Raw genomic sequence first — 18,995 nt, forward strand, 5'->3', positions numbered from 1 at the left:
AAAGCTGAAATTTAGGAAAATTAAAGCCTTTTATCTTGAAGATTTACAGTGAGAAATAGTTTTTCTGCGGAAATTCATATCTTTTGAATAGTTGTGTTATTGCATAGCTATTCGCCTGTACCTTTTTTTATTTCATCGAATTTCTACAGAGTCATTTTTTTCTCTCCGTTAACGATATCTCAGTAATCATACTCTATCGTTATTTCCAAAAGGTATATTCAATTTTACTCCTCAAAATCTGACAATTTTTACGTATAGTTTTCGATTCATAAATTTTTACAAGCTTAGCCTGCAGGTAAAGAGACAATTCTATCTTTGCTTTTCACTTTCTTAGCTGTTGTTACTTATAAGATTATGGAATCTATGAGGGTTTTTGGACTCTCTTAAACTGTCTTTAATTATTTATACAAAATATCAAATAGACATGTTTTTATAGAGATTACTTTCTCTAATTGTTTACTTATAAATTTATTAAAAACTCTAGTAAAAACCCCAATTTGGTAAGATTCTGCTGCTCTAATATCCCTCCCTCAATTAGAGTAGCTGGAAAAAAAGGTTTACTGAACGACTTATCCCTATAATTGAAACTCGTTGCTTTGAGAATTTGCCTCCTCGAATCGAATTTTGAGAAGGCGGTTTAGTTTTCTATTTAAGCAATTCTGAAAACTCTTGATTTTTCAAGGGTGAATGCTTTGGGACGGCTCCAGACTGAATAAAATCTGATTTCTGAGAACGACGCCCGGTAATTTAACGTATGGTTTTAGAGGGGATACTAAATGAGTGAGATAGCAGGAAATTCTCTGGGAATCAAGCCGGATCTCCAGAACCAACAGGTACAGTTGTCGAAAAGTGATATCTTTGGGATTCTTCAGAACGACAGGCGAAGATACGTCCTTGAAATTCTCCGTAGCAAAGGCAATCAGAGCGTACGCTTTCTTTCGGAAGAAATAGCCCGCCTCGAATCCGGAGAAGACGACCCGAAAAGCACGCTTAGAAAGAGCGTATACGTCTCCCTTCTCCAGACCCATATCCCCAAGATGGAGAGCCTGGGAGTCATCAACTACAACCGTGAAAACGATTTTGTGGAACTTCTCCCTGCAGCCAGCACCTTTGACATCTACATGGAAACCGTCCCGAAGGGCGACATCCCCTGGTGCCAGTTCTACGTCGGTCTGAGCACCCTTGCCTTCGTCGGCAGCGTGACTATCTCTGCAGAGCTCTTCACCTGGGTCTCAAGCGAACATTGGATGCTCCTTACAAGCAGCCTTTTTATGGTATCTTCCCTGGCTCACATGCGCCACGTCCGCAAACTTTGAGCTTTCTCCCTTTTGCTCAGGTTTTCTCCTTTTTTCTCTCTATTTTACTTAAATTTTTCAGTGTCATCCGAATGCGGTAATCTTCCATTAAACCTGTATTAGGATGAGTAGCTCAGATTTGTTGAGTTTAATAAGTTAGGTGGAATTCCTATGTTAAACTCTTTCATTACAACCATCATAATCTCCAGTTAACTCATTTGGCAAAAAGAGTGGAATTACGTTTACAAATAAATTAGGAGAGGAATAAAGAAGACGAAGGAAGTGATTAATCCCTTTCCGCAGATGTCTCAAAAAAGCCATTAATTCTCTCAATACGGAAGTAGTTTAAATGATCATCTAGCATTTACAGAGAATTAGTGGGCAAATCGGCAAGTAAATTCTATATCTGTGCACATCTATGGAATGTGGGTTCTAACATTTTCCCTCATTATGATTATAAGATTCTTATTAAATGAAAATTTTTTATATTTACCTTAAGTTGAGGGTCCTTTTCCAAAGTGCTAATGTTCTTTTAAGTCCAATTTTCTTTTTGTGCCTTCCTCTTACCTTTTTTTTGCACCATAAAGGCAAAAGGAAAAGGGTAAAAGCAGAGGTATAAATCAAAATTTCCGCAACTGCGGGGAGGTATGGGCTGATCTCCGCAAGTTCAACTATCCAGAAGACAGGCAGAATATAAGGGACTGTACTGATTTCTGCCGGTGTATTTTCAGGAGCGGTAACCACTATTTCGTTAAATTGGGTATAAGTAGACGGGGCAACAACTCCATCAGGAGCACTGACCTCATATTCATTAACTTTAGTCTCATTAAATGGAGTAAGCACTCCGTACCAGGGGTAAATATCAAGCATCAGTTCCGGATTATCAGGTTTTATGGTATACACCATGGGAAGAAAACCAGAATTGTCTATCTTGTTTTCACTTTTAAGAACTATATGCCCGTTATCTCCCAGATTAAATGCAACTATCCCTAAAAAAACAAGCCCGCTTACAAGAATTAATTGTGTTAGTTTTCTCCACTCTAATTTATAGTAAGTTTTTTTAGCGATCTTTTTCTGCTCGCGTTCCAGTTTTCGGGCACGACGTGGATTGCTGTATATCATCATATTTCTTATTTCATCGAGAACGATTATGCCTGAAGGAAGTATAACCATAAGAATAAAAAAGATTTTACTGGTTCTGAATGCGTCAATCAGTAATCCTAAAAAGGGAATGACAAATGCCAATTTTCCAACTACATTAAATGCAGGCACCTTAAAGTCATCTGCTATGTTGTTTGCATCGCCTTTAGTATGGAAGGAACGTATTTCTCCTGTTGAGGAGTGGACTTTTCCTATGGAAATTATCCGGTGTGTAACGAAGGTACCAGGTTTACCGCCTGGAACTTGAAAGGTTATAACATCTCCAACATTAAGCTCATTAGGATCTACAGATTTTGTGATCACGATGTCACCAGGAAGAAAAAGAGGCACCATGCTTCCGCTCAGGACTATCATAAGCTTGTATGATCCTGTATAGAAGGGCATTAATGTATTAATGAGAAATATTCCAATTATAAGGAAAATCGCTATCTGGATAATTTCCTTTTTCTTCATCTTTTCATATCCGGGCTGATACAGTAGCACATTGATCGTTTTAATATTTCCGTTTGTCTTTCCTCATTTAATATTGTTTCGAATTATCTTAATGTTTGAATTTAAAAGTTTCAGCAAATTATCGGAATTTCCACTTAAACTTTTTTATTCCAGGCTCTTCATTGTTTTTTGATTTATCATAATCTGGACCTGCAGGAAATCCCTGAAATTTCCTGATTTTTCTGGTGTTTCCTGTGCATAAAGGAGTATTATGAAAGAATAACACTATTTCCTGGTTACCGCGCACGTTAATAAAATATAAATATAAATCTTTCGCAACTTGTAATAAAATATTAGATATTGAGCTTAAAAACTCTTAGTAATCTTTTGTTACTTGAGATATATTGACCTTAATCGGCAATTACTTCTTATCAGTCTATAATGTGCCTCTTGATAACAGTAATTCTTCGTTACCTGCCCGGAATTTCCATCAATCGGCTAATAACTATATTCGAATGAACCATAGCAAAGTATAGCTCAAACAGTTGAGAGAAAATGAGTGTTTAAGACATCACAATGTCTAGAAGTATTTTCTTTCATCTGTTTGGAGTAATTATTTGGAAGAGGTGTTTAATAATGGTTAACAAAAAAATGCTTTTAAGCATATTGATAATTGCCTTTGTTGGCATTGCAGCAGCTGGAACTTGGGCAAATTTTGTTGTCTCAGCTGAATCGACTGGTAACACGCTTACTGCAGGAGAATTGGGTATCGATCTCAATAGACCATTACAGCGGGCATTTGCTGTAAATGGGATAATTCCGGATTCTAAAGAACAAATAGAGTACAAATACCTTTTCTTCTTTGAGGATGAATATTTTGTTAATATAAGGAATACCGGAAACATCCCCGGACAACTCTTTATCTCAGCAACTGAGTCCTCAAGTGTTCAATCATTAGCAGATAATGTTAAAATCTACTATTCCACAAATCCGAATGACCCCAATCCAATAGAAATAACCGACACCCCAGTAGACACTGGCGAAGTCCTAAATGGCGGCCAGTCTACGACTCTCTATTTCTGGTACTCATATAAGAATGTAGATTCCTCGATTCAGAATAATGAAATGGGACAAACTCTCAATGTAGATATGAAGTTTGAATTAAGGAATCCTGAGACCTCAGTAAGCACAATTCCAGGGGCATAAACACAGTTTAATTTATTTTTAAACACATTTAAATCGACTACATATGTAGTCGATTTTTAACTTTTTCTGAACATGGTTATCAAATTATAGGTTAATCGCAAGTATTAATCAAAAATTAACTTTGAACTCCAAGAATCCTGATACACCTACACCAGGTGACGGTATTTAAATTGTTCAAGCCTATTTAAATCAGCTACAAATGAAGTCGATTTCTATTTTTTCTAAATATTATAAAGTGTATTGTCATTGACTAAAAACCGGTACTGAGTTTCTTATATATAGTATTTTTGTGATATTCATATTACAATTTTTAATCAAGAATCGCTCGAGACTCAAAACTTATCTTTGATAACTTATAAAAAACTAATCTGGTTTTAGAAAGACATGAAAACAATAGATACTCTCGTTAAGGTGTTTATTCTCTTAATACTCTTACCAATCTTTATTACTAGTATTCCTACTGGTCCCTTACATATTATGACCGTTTCGGGCAACAGCATGGAACCTGTAATAACAGCTAATGATATCGTTGTAATTATTCCTGCAATTACACAACCTGCAGTTGGAGACATTATCACCTATCGTCCTCATTTTCAAAGTGACGAGGGAGCGAGCATCACTCATAGGGTAGTAGGAGTAGTAGAAGAGGGATACATAACTAAAGGAGACGCAAACGAATTACCGGACGGCATCGTTGCCCCTGGAGACGTGATAGGCATTATGGTTTTCAAAATTCCCTTCATCGGTGCCTTAGTTCATTTTGCGCGTACTCCGGTTGGATTTTTGACAGTTGTACTTTTTCCTTCAATTATACTGATAATTATAGAAATACGAGAGATAATTAGACTCCTGTAAGAATAAATAATTCCATTTAATTTTCAGATTATACTTAACATACATTAAGAACTATAATATAAAAAAATAATATGTTTAAATTAGATATCTATTATTTCCGATAATCATACCTGCCATTATTTGAATGATTTACCCCGGCAATCTAGAGCTTTTTTGGTCATGTTTACTTTAAAATACTATTTTCTCGTGGAGTTTTGAAGACCGGTTTTTTATGATTTTATTTCTGATAATATTTGGAACTACAAAAAATATTGTTACATAACTATGTCATTTACGCAAAGAATTACACTTTAAATTGAACCTATACATTCCCATTTAGAGAAATTTTGTTTCTAGTTCATAATGAGAATTAAAGTGTAATTTTTTGCATTCAAGGCTATAAAACAGAGCTTTTAACACCTTTAATCTTGCCCGCCGTGATCCTCAATACAGAAAGTATGGAAAATCACCAGAATTGTTAAAAAGAAAATTAATTCTTGCCGCGATAAGAGGCTTTCATTTATAAAAATATGTGTTTAACTGCATATGCTTTCAAAATTTAACATTAATTAAGAAATAGAATCTAGACTCATTCTATTTATTTTTCCCATTCATTATTAAAAAGTCAAGTTTCTCTTAAATATATTTATATTATATAAGTGTAGTAAATCAAAAAAACAATTTCTCCATACTTTTTTTGAAAATAGCTTCCTTTATCCTTTTTAATTACTTAAACTTTATTTATTTATTAATTAAATGTAATTATATATCCCGATTATTTTATATATAGGATAGATATACTCATTAATTATCTTAAATGTAATTCATTAATCAGGTATGAAAAAATAAACATTAATCCGTTTTTGGAACACATGTTTAAAAATTCATACTCATGCTCAATGAATCATATTCACAATAGTATATATTATTCTGGCTCGACAACCTGTTTTCTTCCTTAAGAAGAAATAGACTTGCAGCCAGAGTATGAAAAAACATGAAACTTGCATATTATATACGGTAATTTACTTCGTTAAATTCAAATTTCAGGATTAATATTCATTTGAGGGCAAAATAAGGGCTAGTAGACGTTTTAATTAAATCCTGGGTTAAAACAATTGGGTTTTGTTGGGTTTTAGATCTTTCAGGCTCAACCAACAGGTTGCAGGTCTGTCAATCTCAAATTGAATATATTTATCAGAAGTTAATTATCAAATCAACATAAATATATATGCTTCATTGGGGTTAAAAAAATAGCATACTGGCAGTAGGGTGATTAAAAATGAAGTCCGTTAATAAAATATTACTATGTATGGTGGTATTTTCTTTCTTTACCTTCAGCACTTTTCCTTCCTTTACAGATACATCTGCTTCATTCACTGATGCAAAAAATGTTAATGCCGAAATCAGGACAGGTGTCTGGGAAAGCCTGGAAGAGCTGGTCGGGGCGCCTGACCTTAACCTGACTGGAGGCAGGGACGGGCTTCAGGAAAACGATTTCGGTCCGATAGGAGACTCTAATTCGAGAAACTACAGTGAGTCTGTAGCTGTAAACTTTTCGGAGAATCCCAGTTCTATTCATAACGAAAGTTCTGCAGAATTTACTAATCAGACAGATAATTTGCCCATAGAGGCAAATGAGACCATTGACCCTACCAATCAAACCAGTGATATTAACCTTACAAATAATACTAACTTTACAAATTCTACTGACCTGATCAACAATTCTACTGATACACAAAGGACAGTTTCCCTTGAAGAAGCCAGTATCAACACCGGTAGCCTGGGTCCGAGCTCTGGAGGTTCTGGGGGTGGCTCTAGAGGTGGAGGTGGGTCAGGAGGTTCGGACGAAGATGATGGAGTCCTTCCTGATGCCGGCTTTAGCAGCAGTGTCACAGAAGGCTATGCTCCTCTAGCTGTGCAGTTCACCGACCTCTCGCAAAATGCAACAGAATGGAACTGGGACTTTGGAGACGGAGCAAGCTCTTCCGAACAGAACCCGGCACATATCTACCCTACAGCAGGGACCTATACCGTTACTCTGGAAGCCTCCAACGCAAACGGCACGGATTCCGAATCTGCTGAGATAACCGTTCTGGAAACTCCTGAAGTGGTTCTTCCCCCTGTTGCCGGCTTCACAAGCAGCATAACCACTGGACCTGCTCCTTTTTCCGTGCAGTTCACTGACCTCTCGCAAAACGCAACAGAATGGAACTGGGACTTTGGAGACGGAGCAAGCTCTTCCGAACAGAACCCGGCGCATACTTACTCTGCACCAGGAACATACTCGGTCACGCTTACAGTAAAAAATACGGCTGGAGAAGATTCCGAGAAAAAAGCAGGTTATATAAAAGTAGGTGCAGCTTCCTCAGTAACATTGACTGACCTGACCCTAGACGGAGAAAACTCCTCTGGGGCTACGACAGGCTCAGGGGCTTTTACCACAAACCCTGAAGACTCCTTCGGGCAGATAGGCGTCAGGGACGAAAATGGAATTTTCTTTAACATGCCTTCTTCCGGTGGTCCGCTTGGCAAAATTTCCATACCCCTTCAGGTAGGAGTCAATAATTTTTCCCTTGTTGCCGATGGAGTCTACCCTGGAAATGAATACTACGGTGCAGTGCTCTTCTTAAATGGATTCTCTGCCTCCCCTCTGATAGCAATTTACAATTCCAATGGCGGGACAGGAGCTTTTTCTGTGCAGCCTGCAGGTACGGAAATAACAGGCAGTGCTGAAGGAGGTTCATCTTCAGTCAAAGCACCTGGCTCATCCTTCTATGTTACTCCTGACGGGACAAAAATAGAAGTTGTAAGTTTTGTTGTCGATTCAAAGAAGGGGCTTACGGATGAAATTTCAGGCGAAAATTTTGGTGCAAACGGAGTTCCCGATACCGTAGCAAAACTAAGCCTGATAGTGACTCCTTCTGTCACGGTTCCGCTTGCATCTTTCTCTGCATCCTCCCTTTCCGGGACAGCGCCTCTGCAGGTCTCCTTTACTGACAGCAGCACAGGTTCCCCCACTTCATGGAACTGGGACTTCGGAGACGGAGCCAGCTCAACCGAGCAGAATCCAACACATACTTACTCTACACCAGGGACCTACACCGCAACGCTCACAGCAAGCAATGGAAACGGTACAAGCTCAACATCTGCCGTAATTACTGTCCTGCAGCCTGTACTTCCTGTGGCAGACTTCAGCAGCAGTGTCTCATCCGGAAACGCTCCTCTGGCTGTACAGTTTACAGATCTGTCTCAAAACGCAGCAGCATGGAACTGGGACTTTGGAGACGGATCCAGCTCAACCGAGCAGAACCCCTCGCATATCTATTCCACGGCAGGAGACTATACCATTTCTCTTACTGCATCCAATGCAAACGGCACGGATTCCAAATCTTCCACAATAACGGTATTAAGACAGCCTGTACCTCCTGTAGCAGACTTCAGCAGCAGTGTCACAGAAGGCTATGCTCCTCTAGCTGTGCAGTTTACCGACCTTTCGCAAAATGCAGCAGAATGGAGCTGGGACTTTGGAGACGGAGCCAGTTCAAGCGAGCAGAGTCCCTCGCATACTTACTCAGCAGCAGGAAGTTACACAGTAACACTTACTGTAAGCAATGCCGATGGTACGGATTCAAAAACAGGAGGGATTTCTGTAGCTGAAAAGCCCGCAGATAATTCTTCAAATGATACTGCTGCCGACAGTTCTGGAGATTCCAGCTCTACAGGCAGTTCCGGAAATGATGGTTCTGAAGATAGTTCCGGAAATGATGGTTCTGAAGATAGTTCCGGAAATGATGGTTCTGAAGATAGTTCCGGAAATGATGGTTTTGAAGATAGTTCCGGAAATGATGGTTCTGAAGACAGTTCCGGAAATGATAGTTTTGAAGATAGTTCCGGAAATGAAAGCTCTGCATAACTGAGGTAATGGACCCGGTGCGGAAATGAAACCATGAAGAAAAAAGAGATTTCCAGGCAGCAATTCTCCTGCTCATTGTGTTATTCCTGGTCAATGCTTTAATCCCATTCTTTACAGGATCAAAAATGCCTCTTATAGTATTGAGTGGAAGCATGACTCCGGTGATGCTGCCTGTCTACTGGATAATTGCGCTTTCGGAAATAAACCCCTATCTTCCTGCTCTAGCGGAAGTTGTGCTCTATACCTGCCTTTCTTCCCTGCTCCTGCTCCCCCTCTGGTACAGGAAATCGGTTGTCGGCAGAAAAAGTAAAAAGGTAAAATTCCGCCGTCTGGTTGCACAGTGGATAAGGACGCTGCATCTTGTCTGAGCTACAAGCTAAATCCCCGGATGGTCAGATGTTTAAATCTCTGGTGTACTTATTGCTGGAAAATCTTCACCCTCAAATAAGTTTGATAGAAACATAGACAAAAATTTGAAGCTTAACATAGCTAATTTGAGACAAGATCTAAATTGAAGCTGAATATTAAATTTAGCGCAAAAATTCGAAATAAAAAATATAAAGCCCAGCTAAAAGCGAAGAAATTGAAATAAAGGCAGAAGTTCGTATCTTATATCCAGTCGTGGCCAGTTAATAATAGAAATTTAAACTGCTTAACTGCTTGTGTTTTCATCTTATTAACTGGTTTTGGCTTTGCCTTTAACTATTATTCAATATATCCATTTTTATTTTAATGTGTATGTAAACCAAAAAAGTGCCTAAGATGGAAAAACAAGAGGCTGAACAATGAAAGTATGTGAGCGTCTGGAAAAATATCAATTACTGTTGATTGAATGCCTGTGTATAGCACATGGAGTAAATATCGAAAAATGGGGGTGAAACTCTGAAACCTGTATTTCTTAAGCTTAAAAACATCTTAATAGACAAAGCGAAAATCCTTTTTTTCGTATTCTTCCTGATGGTGATTCTTTCAGGTTTTTGGATGTTTCAGGAATATTCCAGAGTGGTATATGAAGAAAAGAATATAACTGCTTATACACAGCGTGCCAATTATACATACTCGGCTCCTGTAACTGAGCCAAACCCTCTCTACCCTGAAGGAACTCAGCTTGGAATGGGAAAGCCGGCTTATTTCTTTTCCGTATCTCCTACCGCAGACATCTCATTCGTATATAGCCTTGAAGCTGCAGAATCTGCTGACATTAGCGTGGAAGCTAATACAGTGATTTTGGCAAGCTGCAAGGGAGGGTACGGAGAAGAACAGAAAATTTTCTGGCAGAAGGGGTTCCCTCTTGGAGATTCAAAAACTGCTCAATTGAAAAGTGGGGAAGTTCTTACCTCTAATTTTACCCTTGATGTCCCTCAAATCCAGTCAAAAGCCAAAGAGATTCAGGATCAGCTGAACTATTCCTCGGATCCTACAATCGAAATTGTTACTTCCATCAATTATGAAGGTAAAATAAATGGGAAAGAAATTACGGGTACAGAGAGCTTTGCTATACCTGTTAACATCAGTTCTACATACTACCAGATGCCTGAAGAATTTGGGTTCGTCAAGAATACATATAATAATATCTGGGTCCAGAAACCTCCTTCTCTCTCAACGGTAAAACTCCCTCTGCTTTTATTCCTATTAAGCGTGGTCCTGCTTGGAGCGATGATTCCCGTCAGGAAAATGAGTAGAGTTGATCCTGAGTACATTGAAAGACTGGAAAAAGAAGAAAAAAATTCGTCTTTTAAGGAGTTTATAAGCGAGGGCAAACTCCCAGAAAACAGGAAATCCCTTCTGCAGGTCGAGATTTCTTCACTTCAGGATCTTATAGATGCTGCTGCTGATATGAATGAAAGAGTAATCCATGATGCTGGAACCGGCACATATTTCACAATTCATAGTGGTGCATTGTACATTTTCTTTGATGCACCTCTAGGAGAAAACCAGATAAACAATTAAAAATTAAAGCCATCAATTTCTGTCAAATTTCTAAAGCGAGAAGTTCTTTTCCACTCATATTTATGTATTGAGCTCATCCCAAAACTTGATTTACCCTCACTATTGCTGCTAACATTACAACTCCAAGGTATGATATTTCTTTGACTTCATATCTTGGAAAAACTTTCTTGTATGACTCTATCCAGCTAAAGAACCTTTCTATTGCACTTTTCTTTTTGAACTCTTCCCAATCTACCTTTATTGGTCTTCCTTTCTTCTTTTTCTTTCTATTTCTTTTGTTTACTGGTATATTGGACTTTATTCCTCTTCTTCTATTATATTTTCTGATACAACCTGTTGTAACAACATACAAAATCCCATTCATTAACTTCCTTAAGTCAGAACGAGGTCTTCCTGTATGTGGTTTCTGTGGAGGAAAATGATGTTCTATGGATTCCCATAGAACATCGCCGATTGTGAGCCATATCCGGATCTGGCAAACTTATGGCTCCATGATCCCGAAAAAAGGCGCAGACCTTATGCTTGCCCTTGAGCCAATGGAAGCCGTAAGGTACCTAGATTTCCTGAAAGACGGTGGGATTATTATAGTAAATACCCAGCCTGTAGTTCCTGTAACCGTTACTTCGGGTCAGGCAAAATACCCTGAGGTTTCAGATACCCTTGATGCCCTTGTCTGAAAAATACATAGTAAAAGCCTTCAATGCCGATGAACTGGCGTTTGAAGCCGGGAGCAGGCTTTCAATGAATGTCGTAATGGTAGGGGCAGTTTCAGGCTATCTGCCCATTCCGAAAGAAACCCTGCTTGAGAGCATAAAAGCCCTTGTGCCTCAGAAAATGGTTGAAGTGAATCTCAGGGCTTTTGAAGCAGGAAAACAGAAAGTAGAGGAAAGTTGAGACTTAGAAAATCTAAAACTTTCCTTTTTAGAACTTTTTTTCCTTTTTAGAACTTTTCTTTTTTTTCATTGCCTATGCCCATATATACAGGCTTTTTAACGGGGCAATTTAAATATTCTCGTTTTATACACCTATATAAATATATTACATTTAAGAAGTAAGACTTTAATTAAATAGTAAAAATACATCGTCAATATAAATACATAAATTATAGAGTTAACTTTCATTGAGAACAGATACTTTACCTATGACCCACTACATGTGAAGGGGATACTCAAACATGGAACAAATTAAGAATGATATTGTCGATTATTTGAAGGCTAATTCTTTTATGGACAATAACACTCTCCTGAATGATAATGATTCTCTCACTCAAAATGGCATAATAGATTCAATTGGTTTGCTTGAACTTATGGATTATATCTGTGAGAAATATTCTATTGATATTCCTGAGGACATGCTCACCCCGGAAAATTTTGATACTCTGGAAGGAATTGCGAATATGATAATTAAGCTGTCGAAGTGACACAGTATGCGGATTGATGCGTATATCAGCGAGTACGCCAGAAAAACCCCTCAAAATATTGCTCTTGAAGAGGGCACAAATTCCATTTCCTATAGCTGCCTTGACACTGATATAAATGCTATTGCTTCACATTTGACAGATTTTAATCACTGTCGGTTTGCAATCCTGGCAGAGTCAAGCATGCGGTATATAAAGATGCTTATGGCAGTATACCGATCAGCTAACATTGCCATTCCTCTGCCAATAGAATTTCCCAGGTTCAGTCTTGAGAAGCTTCTTGACACAGCCCATATCAACAATATCCTCACAACCGATACCCAGTACTCAAGATTTGGAGAGGGATTTTTTGAGCGTTTTGGAACTGTAATAGTTCTTTCCAGGGATACTTCCGTAAACATTCTCCGCAAAAATATCGAGACTGAACGGAATAATCCTGAACTTCGGCTTGTTCTTTATACCTCAGGCACAACAGGTACTCCAAAAGGAGTCATGTTAAGTGACAGAAATCTTGTATCAAATGCAGAATCCATAATCAAGGTACTTCGGCTAACCTCCAGTGATAAAGGAGCGCTTGTAATATCCCCTCATCATGCTTTTGGGAATTCCATAATTAACTCCCACCTGGCGTCTGGGGGTTCGGTCTGTGTTGGGAATATGAATTTCATTGCTTCAGTTTTCAACCTTATAGAATCAGATGTCTCAATATTTTATGGAGTACCCAGCACTTACCGTATACTTCTCAAATATCCTGATAGATTCAAACGATCCTTTGCAAAGGTCAGAACTGCTGCATCGGCAGGTGGAGGAATGGATAAAGCTATTGTGAAAGAAATGAAGGAGTTAGTTCCTGGTCTTGAAATCCTTCCTATGTACGGCCAGACTGAAGCGACTGCTAGACTTGCCTACCTGCCCGCAGAAGATGTGGATGAGTTTGTTGACACTATAGGAAAAGCAATTCCTGGTGTTACACTTGATGTTTTTGACTCCGATTGCAATCCCGCAGAGATTAACACAACAGGCGAACTGGTTGCTGCTGGAGATAATATTATGCTGGGTTATCTGGACGACGAGATTGCAACTGAAAAGAAAATTATCAATGGTTGGCTTCATACCGGCGATCTTGCACAGAAACTTCCCAATGGATATATCCGACTTCTCGGGCGCAAAGATGACCTTATAAAAATAGGTGACCATCGTGTTAATCCGCGAGAGATTGAAAGAAATATAGAAGAGAATACCGAGGTCTCCAAGGTTTTTGTCGTACCTGTGCCTCATGAGCTTATGGGAACTGCAATCAGTCTCCTTGTCATACCTTCAGAAGGAACAGAAATCGAAAATCTGTTTTCGTTCTGCCGTAAAAACCTTCCAGGCTACCTGTGCCCAAGAGAAATCCTGTTCATTGATCATCTACCCTTGAGCGAAAACGGGAAAATATCCAATCGATCCATAATAGAGGAGTACAAACATGTCAAAGCTAATATGCAAAAAGTGTGTTCTTGATTCCGATATTCCCGGTATCCAGATTAACGAGGAAAGTGGTCTCTGCCATTTCTGTGAGACATATACTCCTCTTACTCTTCAGGAAAAGACTGATTATCTGACAAGAATAGAAAAACTTTTTGAACAATACGCAGGGACGGGAAACTACGATGTAATTTATGCACTTTCAGGGGGCAAAGACTCTTCATACACCCTTTATAAACTTAAAAAAGATTATCCCTTTTTGAAAGTTCTTGCTGTTCAGTTCAATAATGGTTTTACTTCCGAGGGTGCAATTAAAAACGCAAAAAAGATTTGTGAGATTACAGGCTGTGATTATTTCCAGTTGACAATGAAAGAGGAAATTCTGCTTGATACATTCCGAAAAGCTGCTGAATCTTATGACGCCTTTCCTAGATTTGCCAAATATCGAGCCAGTGATATCTGTAATGTTTGCATCAGTATCATTAAGCAAAAACTGATCGAAAAAGCCATCACTGAGAAGGCTCCTTTTATTGTATTTGCTTTTACAGCTGGTCAGTCTCCTAATCCTATAATCCCTCTCTCGGCAAATTTTCTCAAGTGGTCAAGAAACCTGTTTGAAACCCAGCTCCAAAAAATAGGGGTTGATGATAAGGATGAAGTTTTCCTCCTGAAAAAATCGGTTCTTGCAAATCTGGGTGAGAATGTTCCGAGTATCCTTCATCCTCTCTGCCTATGGGATTATAATGAAGATGTAATACTTGAGACCCTGCTTGAAATCGGCTGGGAATCCCCAGGAATCAACGACAGCAACTCAACTAACTGTATCTTGAATTCCTTTGCCTGTTACAACCACCTGAAGAAATATGGATTCCACTCATACACCTTTGATATTGCAGGGCTTGTTCGAAGCGGGGATATGTCGAGGGAAGAAGGGTTTGAGAAAATTACTCAGGAACTCTCTCAACCCCTGATAATGGAGGCTGCAAAGAAGCTTAATTTCGATTTAAATCGATTTTGAGACTTTTAACTAAGATTCAACATAAGTGGTACATAACTAAGATTCAACATAAATGGTATTCATTCCGAGGGTTAAGCTATGGAAGCAGCAGAAGGTAAAAATGTCCATATTCTGGAAGAACTTAATCGAGATATTGAAAATTTATCTTTAAATCTCAAGAAATTTATTAAAGAGCAAGTAAGTGTTTTTAAGAAAAGAGGGGTGGTCATAGGAGTATCTGGAGGAATAGACTCTGCAATAGCATTAACCCTCTGTGTCCATGCACTTGGGAAGGAAAACGTGTACTGTCTTCTCCTTCCTGAAGACGAATCCTCTCCTTCCAGCGCAGCCCTTGGAGCTGAAATCTGTGAGAGCCTTGGAGTTCCATACGAGGAAGTGTCCATCTCCCCTATCCTCAGGTCGCTTAATATCTATGATAAAAAGGAACAGATTATAAAGCGAACCTGCCCTGATTACGACCCTGATCTCCATAAGACGTCGCTTGTTCTTCCTGATTTTCTTAACCAGGGACTTTTAAATGTTCCTTATATCCAGCTTGTTAAAGATGGGGTACCTGCTGGGAAGTACAGACTGAAAGCGAATGATTATCTTGAATTAATAGGACTTCAGAATGTCAAACAGAGATCTCGAATGCTTGTTCAGTATATGTATGCTGAGAAGTTGAACTATGCGGTTTGCGGGACAACGAATAAGACAGAACTGTTTCTTGGTCAGTTTGTGAAATACGGGGATGGAGGCTCAGATTTTGAACCTCTAGCTGACTGTTATAAGGTCCAGGTTTATGCCCTGGGTAGACTGCTTAATGTCAACGAAGCTATTATGAAACGTCCTCCAAGTGCTGATACCTGGAGCCATTTTACTAGTGATGAAGAATTTTACTGGCGTATGCCTCTTGAGATTCTGGATCAGCTTCTGTACGCTCAGGAGCACCAGTTGCCGACCGAGGTGATTGAGAAAAATACCGGACTATCAAGTGAAACTATAGAAAAAGTCCTGATACATATCAACAGGATTAGAGATAGTACGGAGTATGTACGAGCCGCGCCGCCTATCTGCTATATTAGCAGGTAAAGACAGAAGTAATCTACATTAAATTGAGGATATGTACAGAGTCTAAAATACTCTTATTTATTTCATTCTTCCGAGTTATTCATAATTTTTTTCGAGTTTATTTTAATGGAAAAACCTTTCTTTTTATCTATTTGCTGCTGTCTTTTACCTTCCGTTTTCCAACCATTTTTTTCTATAAGGAAGTGCGGCAAGTGACAGACAGAAACAAATGTAATGCAAAAGATTCATGCTTGAAGGGAAAAAACGAGCAGAACAAATAATGATGCTGTAATACTGGGTGCAAATACTTTAGCTTCGATGATGCTGTTTTTTTTGGATTTGTCTCTGACTTTTTGACATTTATTATTCTATTTTCTTTTCCGGCCTACTTTTTCCCAAAAAACAGTTTAATTGTGGAGTTAGGTGTGAAGTTATAAATCGATATCATCAGCACAATCATCTTTCATAAATTATTTTGTTGAAAAGTATATCCATTAACTTTATATAATCTTCTAATGTAACTTCTGTAATATAATGTTATTTGAATCGATTAACATTATATGATAAATCTAAGATTTCCAACAGAAAAACACGCTTGAACTTTTAACAATAGCTTGTGTGAAAGATCCCTAATTTAGTGGAGTGCTTATGAAATTCAAGTGTAGCGTTTGTGGTGATTATTACACTTGTTCACTTTGTTATTAAATTGTAATATCCAAGACAATCTCTGTATAAAAATTTCCAAACACCTTGACAATAACGTCTCAACAATAAGTCTCAGAAAAGAGGTCTTGAAAATGAGCAGTGAGCTTTGTATGGATAATAGCAATCAAAGCATGATTAAAAACAAAGAACAAATATTCACTGCTATTAAGGCTCCTCAAAATCTAACTGTGATTCTTCCTGCTTACAATGAAGAAGTATCCATTGGAAGCATAGTCCTTCTTTCCAGATTGTATGCAGATAATGTCATCGTTGTTGATGATGGCAGTTCTGACCGCACAGCTGAAATAGCTAGAAAAGCCGGAGCTGAAGTGATAGTCCATGAAGTTAACCGCGGAAAAGGCGAAGCCTTAAAAACCGGCTTTACAGCAGCAGCTAATCTAGGTGCTGATATAATTGTGACAATGGACTCCGATGGTCAGCATAACCCTGCTGATATTCCGAAGTTAGTTGATCCTATTATCCGAGGTGAGGCTGATATTGTCAGCGGTAGCCGTTATTTAAATGGTCTGGGTAGAAATACTCCTGTCTACCGCCGTTTTGGACAAAAAATTCTGGACAGATTTACCAATCTGAACTCAGGTCTCAAAATTACTGATTCTCAGAGCGGCTTCTATGCATTTGCAGCTTCTACAAGAGATGCCTTTCGCTTCACTGACAAGGGTATGGCAATAGAAAGTGAAATGCTCGCAGATGCAGGAAAGGCAGGTTTTAGAACTAGAGAAGTAGAAATTGGTGCCCGTTATGATGTGGAGTGCTCGACTTTAAGCCCGATTAAACACGGATTTGAGGTTTTTTCAAAGATTTTAAGGGATATAGAGCTTGAGAAGCCCCTTTTCTGCTTCACAGTGCCTGGTACGCTACTTGTAATAGCCGGTCTCTCTACAGGAGCTTACTTTCTGCATGTCTTTATCTCAGGAGGAAACCTCTATTTCGGACCTACAATACTTATGGTTCTCCTTACTGTTGTAGGGAGCTTTTTGGCGCTGATTGGTATACTATTGCATTCAATGTCCACAATCATTAGAGATATCAAAGGAGTTTAAAGCTTAATAATTGGCTGCAGCATAATGTTTTATTTTTCGAGCAGAAGAGGCTAATGGTTTCAGAGGAGTTAATAAGATGGATAATATTCCCAAAGTGTCTGTTGTTGTTTGCTCATATTCTCATGAGAGATATTGGGACACTATCGAGACGATAGAGTCGTTAGTCAAGCAATCTTATAAAAATATTGAGATTGTTCTAGTGGTCGATAGAAATCTAGATTTATTTAAAGCCTTTAATGAATCCGAGTATCTGAGATCATTAGATAATTTGATAATAGGTTTTTCAAATTTGCCTGGTTTATCGAATGCTCGAAATAAAGGAGTTGAACTCTCCTCTGGGAGTATTATCGCATTTATTGATGATGATGCTATCGCAGATAAAGACTGGATTTCTAATTTAGCAGTTTTTTATAAAGATCCAGAGGTTGTCAGCGTGGGAGGCCCTATGAAACCATTATGGATATCGGGTGAAGCTAAATGGATTCCAGAGGAGTTTTACTGGACAATGGGTTGTTCGTATAAAAGTCAAAAAGACACGATCCATTGTGTGAGGAGTAATTTCGGCTCTAATATGTCGTTTAGAAGTATGGTATTTAGTAAAGTTGGTCTTTTTGATGATAAATACGGTCTGATAAATAACAACATGAGAACTGGGGAAGAGACTGAATTTGGTATTAGAATTTTGAATACGTTAAATAATTCAAAGATAATATATACTCCAGACGCGGTTGTCTACCACAAAATATTTGAATTCCGTAAATCTTTTTCGTTTTTAGTGAAGCGATGTTTTGGATACGGTCGTGCGATATCAAATATAGGTAGTCAGAAAAAATTAGTAGATAATCAATTACAGTCGACGGAGACAAATTTTTTAAGTTATCTGATAAAATTTTCTTTCCCTGAAAGATTGAAAAATATTATTCGTCTAAGAAGCGTCTGTACTAACATTGCAAATATTGTTGCACTCCTTACTTTTTGTATGGTTGTATTTGGAGGCTTTGCCAGCGGGGAATTAATTCAATTGATTAACTCATTTTCAAGAGTTATTTTACATTTTAATGAAAGTTCGCATAATTATTTTGGCAAAGAGAAAACTGATTAACTTATAATTTACGTACCAAATGTATAAAATTAAATATAATAACTCCATTAGTTAAAACTATGCTCTAGAAAATTTAACAGCCTAATGCTAATATTTTTTCAATTCAAGCATCTCACACATAATTTTATTTAAATTATAGATAAACACTTTAGTTTTGAAAAAATTTAATATGTTGCGGTGGGCATTTTGAACAAGAATTTATTGCGCTCGACTATTCTTGCTTTTTCCACTTTTCTATCTGTCCTATGGATATTTTTTATGCACATTAACTGGGACTACATACAAGAGATCAGGCATTCAGACCCTATCTGGCTTGTTAACGGCGTTTGGCCCTGGATACATATTATAATTATAATGTACGTATTACTTTTCCTTATAATA

Annotated in this window: 16 protein-coding genes and 1 pseudogene; 14 read left to right on the forward strand and 3 right to left on the reverse strand. The window is 38.2% G+C overall.

Annotated elements, in window-relative coordinates:
- Positions 1 to 776: 776 nt before the first annotated feature.
- Positions 777 to 1,316 (forward strand): DUF7344 domain-containing protein, encoded by a 540-nt coding sequence (locus AOB57_RS10260; protein WP_054299478.1) that lies wholly within the window; start codon positions 777 to 779, stop codon positions 1,314 to 1,316.
- 468 nt (positions 1,317 to 1,784) lie between these two features.
- Here AOB57_RS10260 and AOB57_RS10265 read toward each other — a convergent pair whose 3' ends face one another.
- On the reverse strand, positions 1,785 to 2,909 hold the full coding sequence (locus AOB57_RS10265; RefSeq protein WP_054299477.1) for a signal peptidase I: 1,125 nt from the start codon (positions 2,907 to 2,909) through the stop codon (positions 1,785 to 1,787).
- 615 nt (positions 2,910 to 3,524) lie between these two features.
- Here AOB57_RS10265 and AOB57_RS10270 point away from each other — a divergent pair.
- From AOB57_RS10270 to AOB57_RS10290, 5 genes are all read left to right on the forward strand, one after another.
- Positions 3,525 to 4,094 (forward strand): hypothetical protein, encoded by a 570-nt coding sequence (locus AOB57_RS10270; RefSeq protein WP_054299476.1) that lies wholly within the window; start codon positions 3,525 to 3,527, stop codon positions 4,092 to 4,094.
- 384 nt (positions 4,095 to 4,478) lie between these two features.
- Positions 4,479 to 4,949 carry a signal peptidase I gene (locus AOB57_RS10275; protein WP_054299475.1) on the forward strand — a complete coding sequence of 157 codons (471 nt, stop codon included), beginning with the start codon at positions 4,479 to 4,481 and terminating at the stop codon, positions 4,947 to 4,949.
- A gap of 1,258 nt (positions 4,950 to 6,207) precedes the next feature.
- On the forward strand, positions 6,208 to 8,841 hold the full coding sequence (locus tag AOB57_RS14960; protein ID WP_082384285.1) for a PKD domain-containing protein: 2,634 nt from the start codon (positions 6,208 to 6,210) through the stop codon (positions 8,839 to 8,841).
- A 125-nt stretch (positions 8,842 to 8,966) separates the two neighbouring features.
- Positions 8,967 to 9,209 carry a hypothetical protein gene (locus tag AOB57_RS10285; protein ID WP_054299473.1) on the forward strand — a complete coding sequence of 81 codons (243 nt, stop codon included), beginning with the start codon at positions 8,967 to 8,969 and terminating at the stop codon, positions 9,207 to 9,209.
- Positions 9,210 to 9,822: 613 nt separating this feature from the next.
- A complete protein-coding gene (locus AOB57_RS10290) occupies positions 9,823 to 10,791 on the forward strand; it encodes a DUF5305 family protein (RefSeq protein WP_054299472.1) in 969 nt (322 codons plus the stop codon).
- A 73-nt stretch (positions 10,792 to 10,864) separates the two neighbouring features.
- Here the strand turns inward: AOB57_RS10290 and AOB57_RS10295 are convergent, their stop codons facing one another.
- A complete protein-coding gene (locus AOB57_RS10295) occupies positions 10,865 to 11,155 on the reverse strand; it encodes a transposase (RefSeq protein ID WP_054299471.1) in 291 nt (96 codons plus the stop codon).
- Between the two features lie 21 nt (positions 11,156 to 11,176).
- Positions 11,177 to 11,257, reverse strand: a pseudogene (locus tag AOB57_RS15050) (hypothetical protein); the annotation flags it as partial.
- Here AOB57_RS15050 and AOB57_RS14855 point away from each other — a divergent pair.
- The 8 genes from AOB57_RS14855 to AOB57_RS10330 all read left to right on the forward strand — a co-directional run bounded on the left by AOB57_RS14855 (position 11,220) and on the right by AOB57_RS10330 (position 18,614).
- Complete coding sequence (locus tag AOB57_RS14855; protein WP_181952275.1) at positions 11,220 to 11,468, forward strand: 2-oxoacid:acceptor oxidoreductase family protein; 249 nt, start codon at positions 11,220 to 11,222, stop codon at positions 11,466 to 11,468. The pseudogene AOB57_RS15050 and the gene AOB57_RS14855 sit on opposite strands and share 38 nt — an antisense overlap.
- Entirely contained in the window at positions 11,461 to 11,685 is a 225-nt protein-coding gene (locus AOB57_RS14860; protein ID WP_261788295.1) for a 2-oxoacid:acceptor oxidoreductase family protein, read from the forward strand. The genes AOB57_RS14855 and AOB57_RS14860 overlap by 8 nt, the downstream gene beginning before the upstream one ends.
- Before the next feature lie 280 nt (positions 11,686 to 11,965).
- On the forward strand, positions 11,966 to 12,211 hold the full coding sequence (locus AOB57_RS10305; RefSeq protein WP_054299470.1) for an acyl carrier protein: 246 nt from the start codon (positions 11,966 to 11,968) through the stop codon (positions 12,209 to 12,211).
- Between the two features lie 6 nt (positions 12,212 to 12,217).
- Entirely contained in the window at positions 12,218 to 13,711 is a 1,494-nt protein-coding gene (locus tag AOB57_RS10310; protein ID WP_048167052.1) for a class I adenylate-forming enzyme family protein, read from the forward strand.
- Positions 13,677 to 14,693 carry an adenine nucleotide alpha hydrolase family protein gene (locus AOB57_RS10315; RefSeq protein WP_048167051.1) on the forward strand — a complete coding sequence of 339 codons (1,017 nt, stop codon included), beginning with the start codon at positions 13,677 to 13,679 and terminating at the stop codon, positions 14,691 to 14,693. Before AOB57_RS10310 ends, AOB57_RS10315 begins: the two co-directional genes overlap by 35 nt.
- A 78-nt stretch (positions 14,694 to 14,771) precedes the next feature.
- Entirely contained in the window at positions 14,772 to 15,764 is a 993-nt protein-coding gene (gene nadE / locus AOB57_RS10320) for an NAD(+) synthase (protein WP_054299469.1), read from the forward strand.
- Positions 15,765 to 16,540: 776 nt separating this feature from the next.
- Complete coding sequence (locus AOB57_RS10325) at positions 16,541 to 17,512, forward strand: glycosyltransferase family 2 protein (protein ID WP_048167049.1); 972 nt, start codon at positions 16,541 to 16,543, stop codon at positions 17,510 to 17,512.
- A 76-nt stretch (positions 17,513 to 17,588) separates the two neighbouring features.
- Entirely contained in the window at positions 17,589 to 18,614 is a 1,026-nt protein-coding gene (locus AOB57_RS10330; protein ID WP_048167048.1) for a glycosyltransferase, read from the forward strand.
- Positions 18,615 to 18,995 lie beyond the last annotated feature (381 nt).

The sequence above is a fragment of the Methanosarcina flavescens genome (assembly GCF_001304615.2).
GTDB classification, from domain to species: Archaea; Halobacteriota; Methanosarcinia; order Methanosarcinales; family Methanosarcinaceae; genus Methanosarcina; species Methanosarcina flavescens.

Bases quoted from the DNA above. Each gene is read 5' to 3' on its own strand.
- AOB57_RS10260 (WP_054299478.1), top strand. From the start codon at position 777: ATGAGTGAGATAGCAGGAAATTCTCTGGGAATCAAGCCGGATCTCCAG.
- AOB57_RS10265 (WP_054299477.1), bottom strand. From the start codon at position 2,909: ATGAAGAAAAAGGAAATTATCCAGATAGCGATTTTCCTTATAATTGGA.
- AOB57_RS10270 (WP_054299476.1), top strand. From the start codon at position 3,525: ATGGTTAACAAAAAAATGCTTTTAAGCATATTGATAATTGCCTTTGTT.
- AOB57_RS10275 (WP_054299475.1), top strand. From the start codon at position 4,479: ATGAAAACAATAGATACTCTCGTTAAGGTGTTTATTCTCTTAATACTC.
- AOB57_RS14960 (WP_082384285.1), top strand. From the start codon at position 6,208: ATGAAGTCCGTTAATAAAATATTACTATGTATGGTGGTATTTTCTTTC.
- AOB57_RS10285 (WP_054299473.1), top strand. From the start codon at position 8,967: ATGCCTCTTATAGTATTGAGTGGAAGCATGACTCCGGTGATGCTGCCT.
- AOB57_RS10290 (WP_054299472.1), top strand. From the start codon at position 9,823: ATGTTTCAGGAATATTCCAGAGTGGTATATGAAGAAAAGAATATAACT.
- AOB57_RS10295 (WP_054299471.1), bottom strand. From the start codon at position 11,155: ATGAATGGGATTTTGTATGTTGTTACAACAGGTTGTATCAGAAAATAT.
- AOB57_RS14855 (WP_181952275.1), top strand. From the start codon at position 11,220: ATGGATTCCCATAGAACATCGCCGATTGTGAGCCATATCCGGATCTGG.
- AOB57_RS10305 (WP_054299470.1), top strand. From the start codon at position 11,966: ATGGAACAAATTAAGAATGATATTGTCGATTATTTGAAGGCTAATTCT.
- AOB57_RS10310 (WP_048167052.1), top strand. From the start codon at position 12,218: ATGCGGATTGATGCGTATATCAGCGAGTACGCCAGAAAAACCCCTCAA.
- AOB57_RS10315 (WP_048167051.1), top strand. From the start codon at position 13,677: ATGTCAAAGCTAATATGCAAAAAGTGTGTTCTTGATTCCGATATTCCC.
- nadE (WP_054299469.1), top strand. From the start codon at position 14,772: ATGGAAGCAGCAGAAGGTAAAAATGTCCATATTCTGGAAGAACTTAAT.
- AOB57_RS10325 (WP_048167049.1), top strand. From the start codon at position 16,541: ATGAGCAGTGAGCTTTGTATGGATAATAGCAATCAAAGCATGATTAAA.
- AOB57_RS10330 (WP_048167048.1), top strand. From the start codon at position 17,589: ATGGATAATATTCCCAAAGTGTCTGTTGTTGTTTGCTCATATTCTCAT.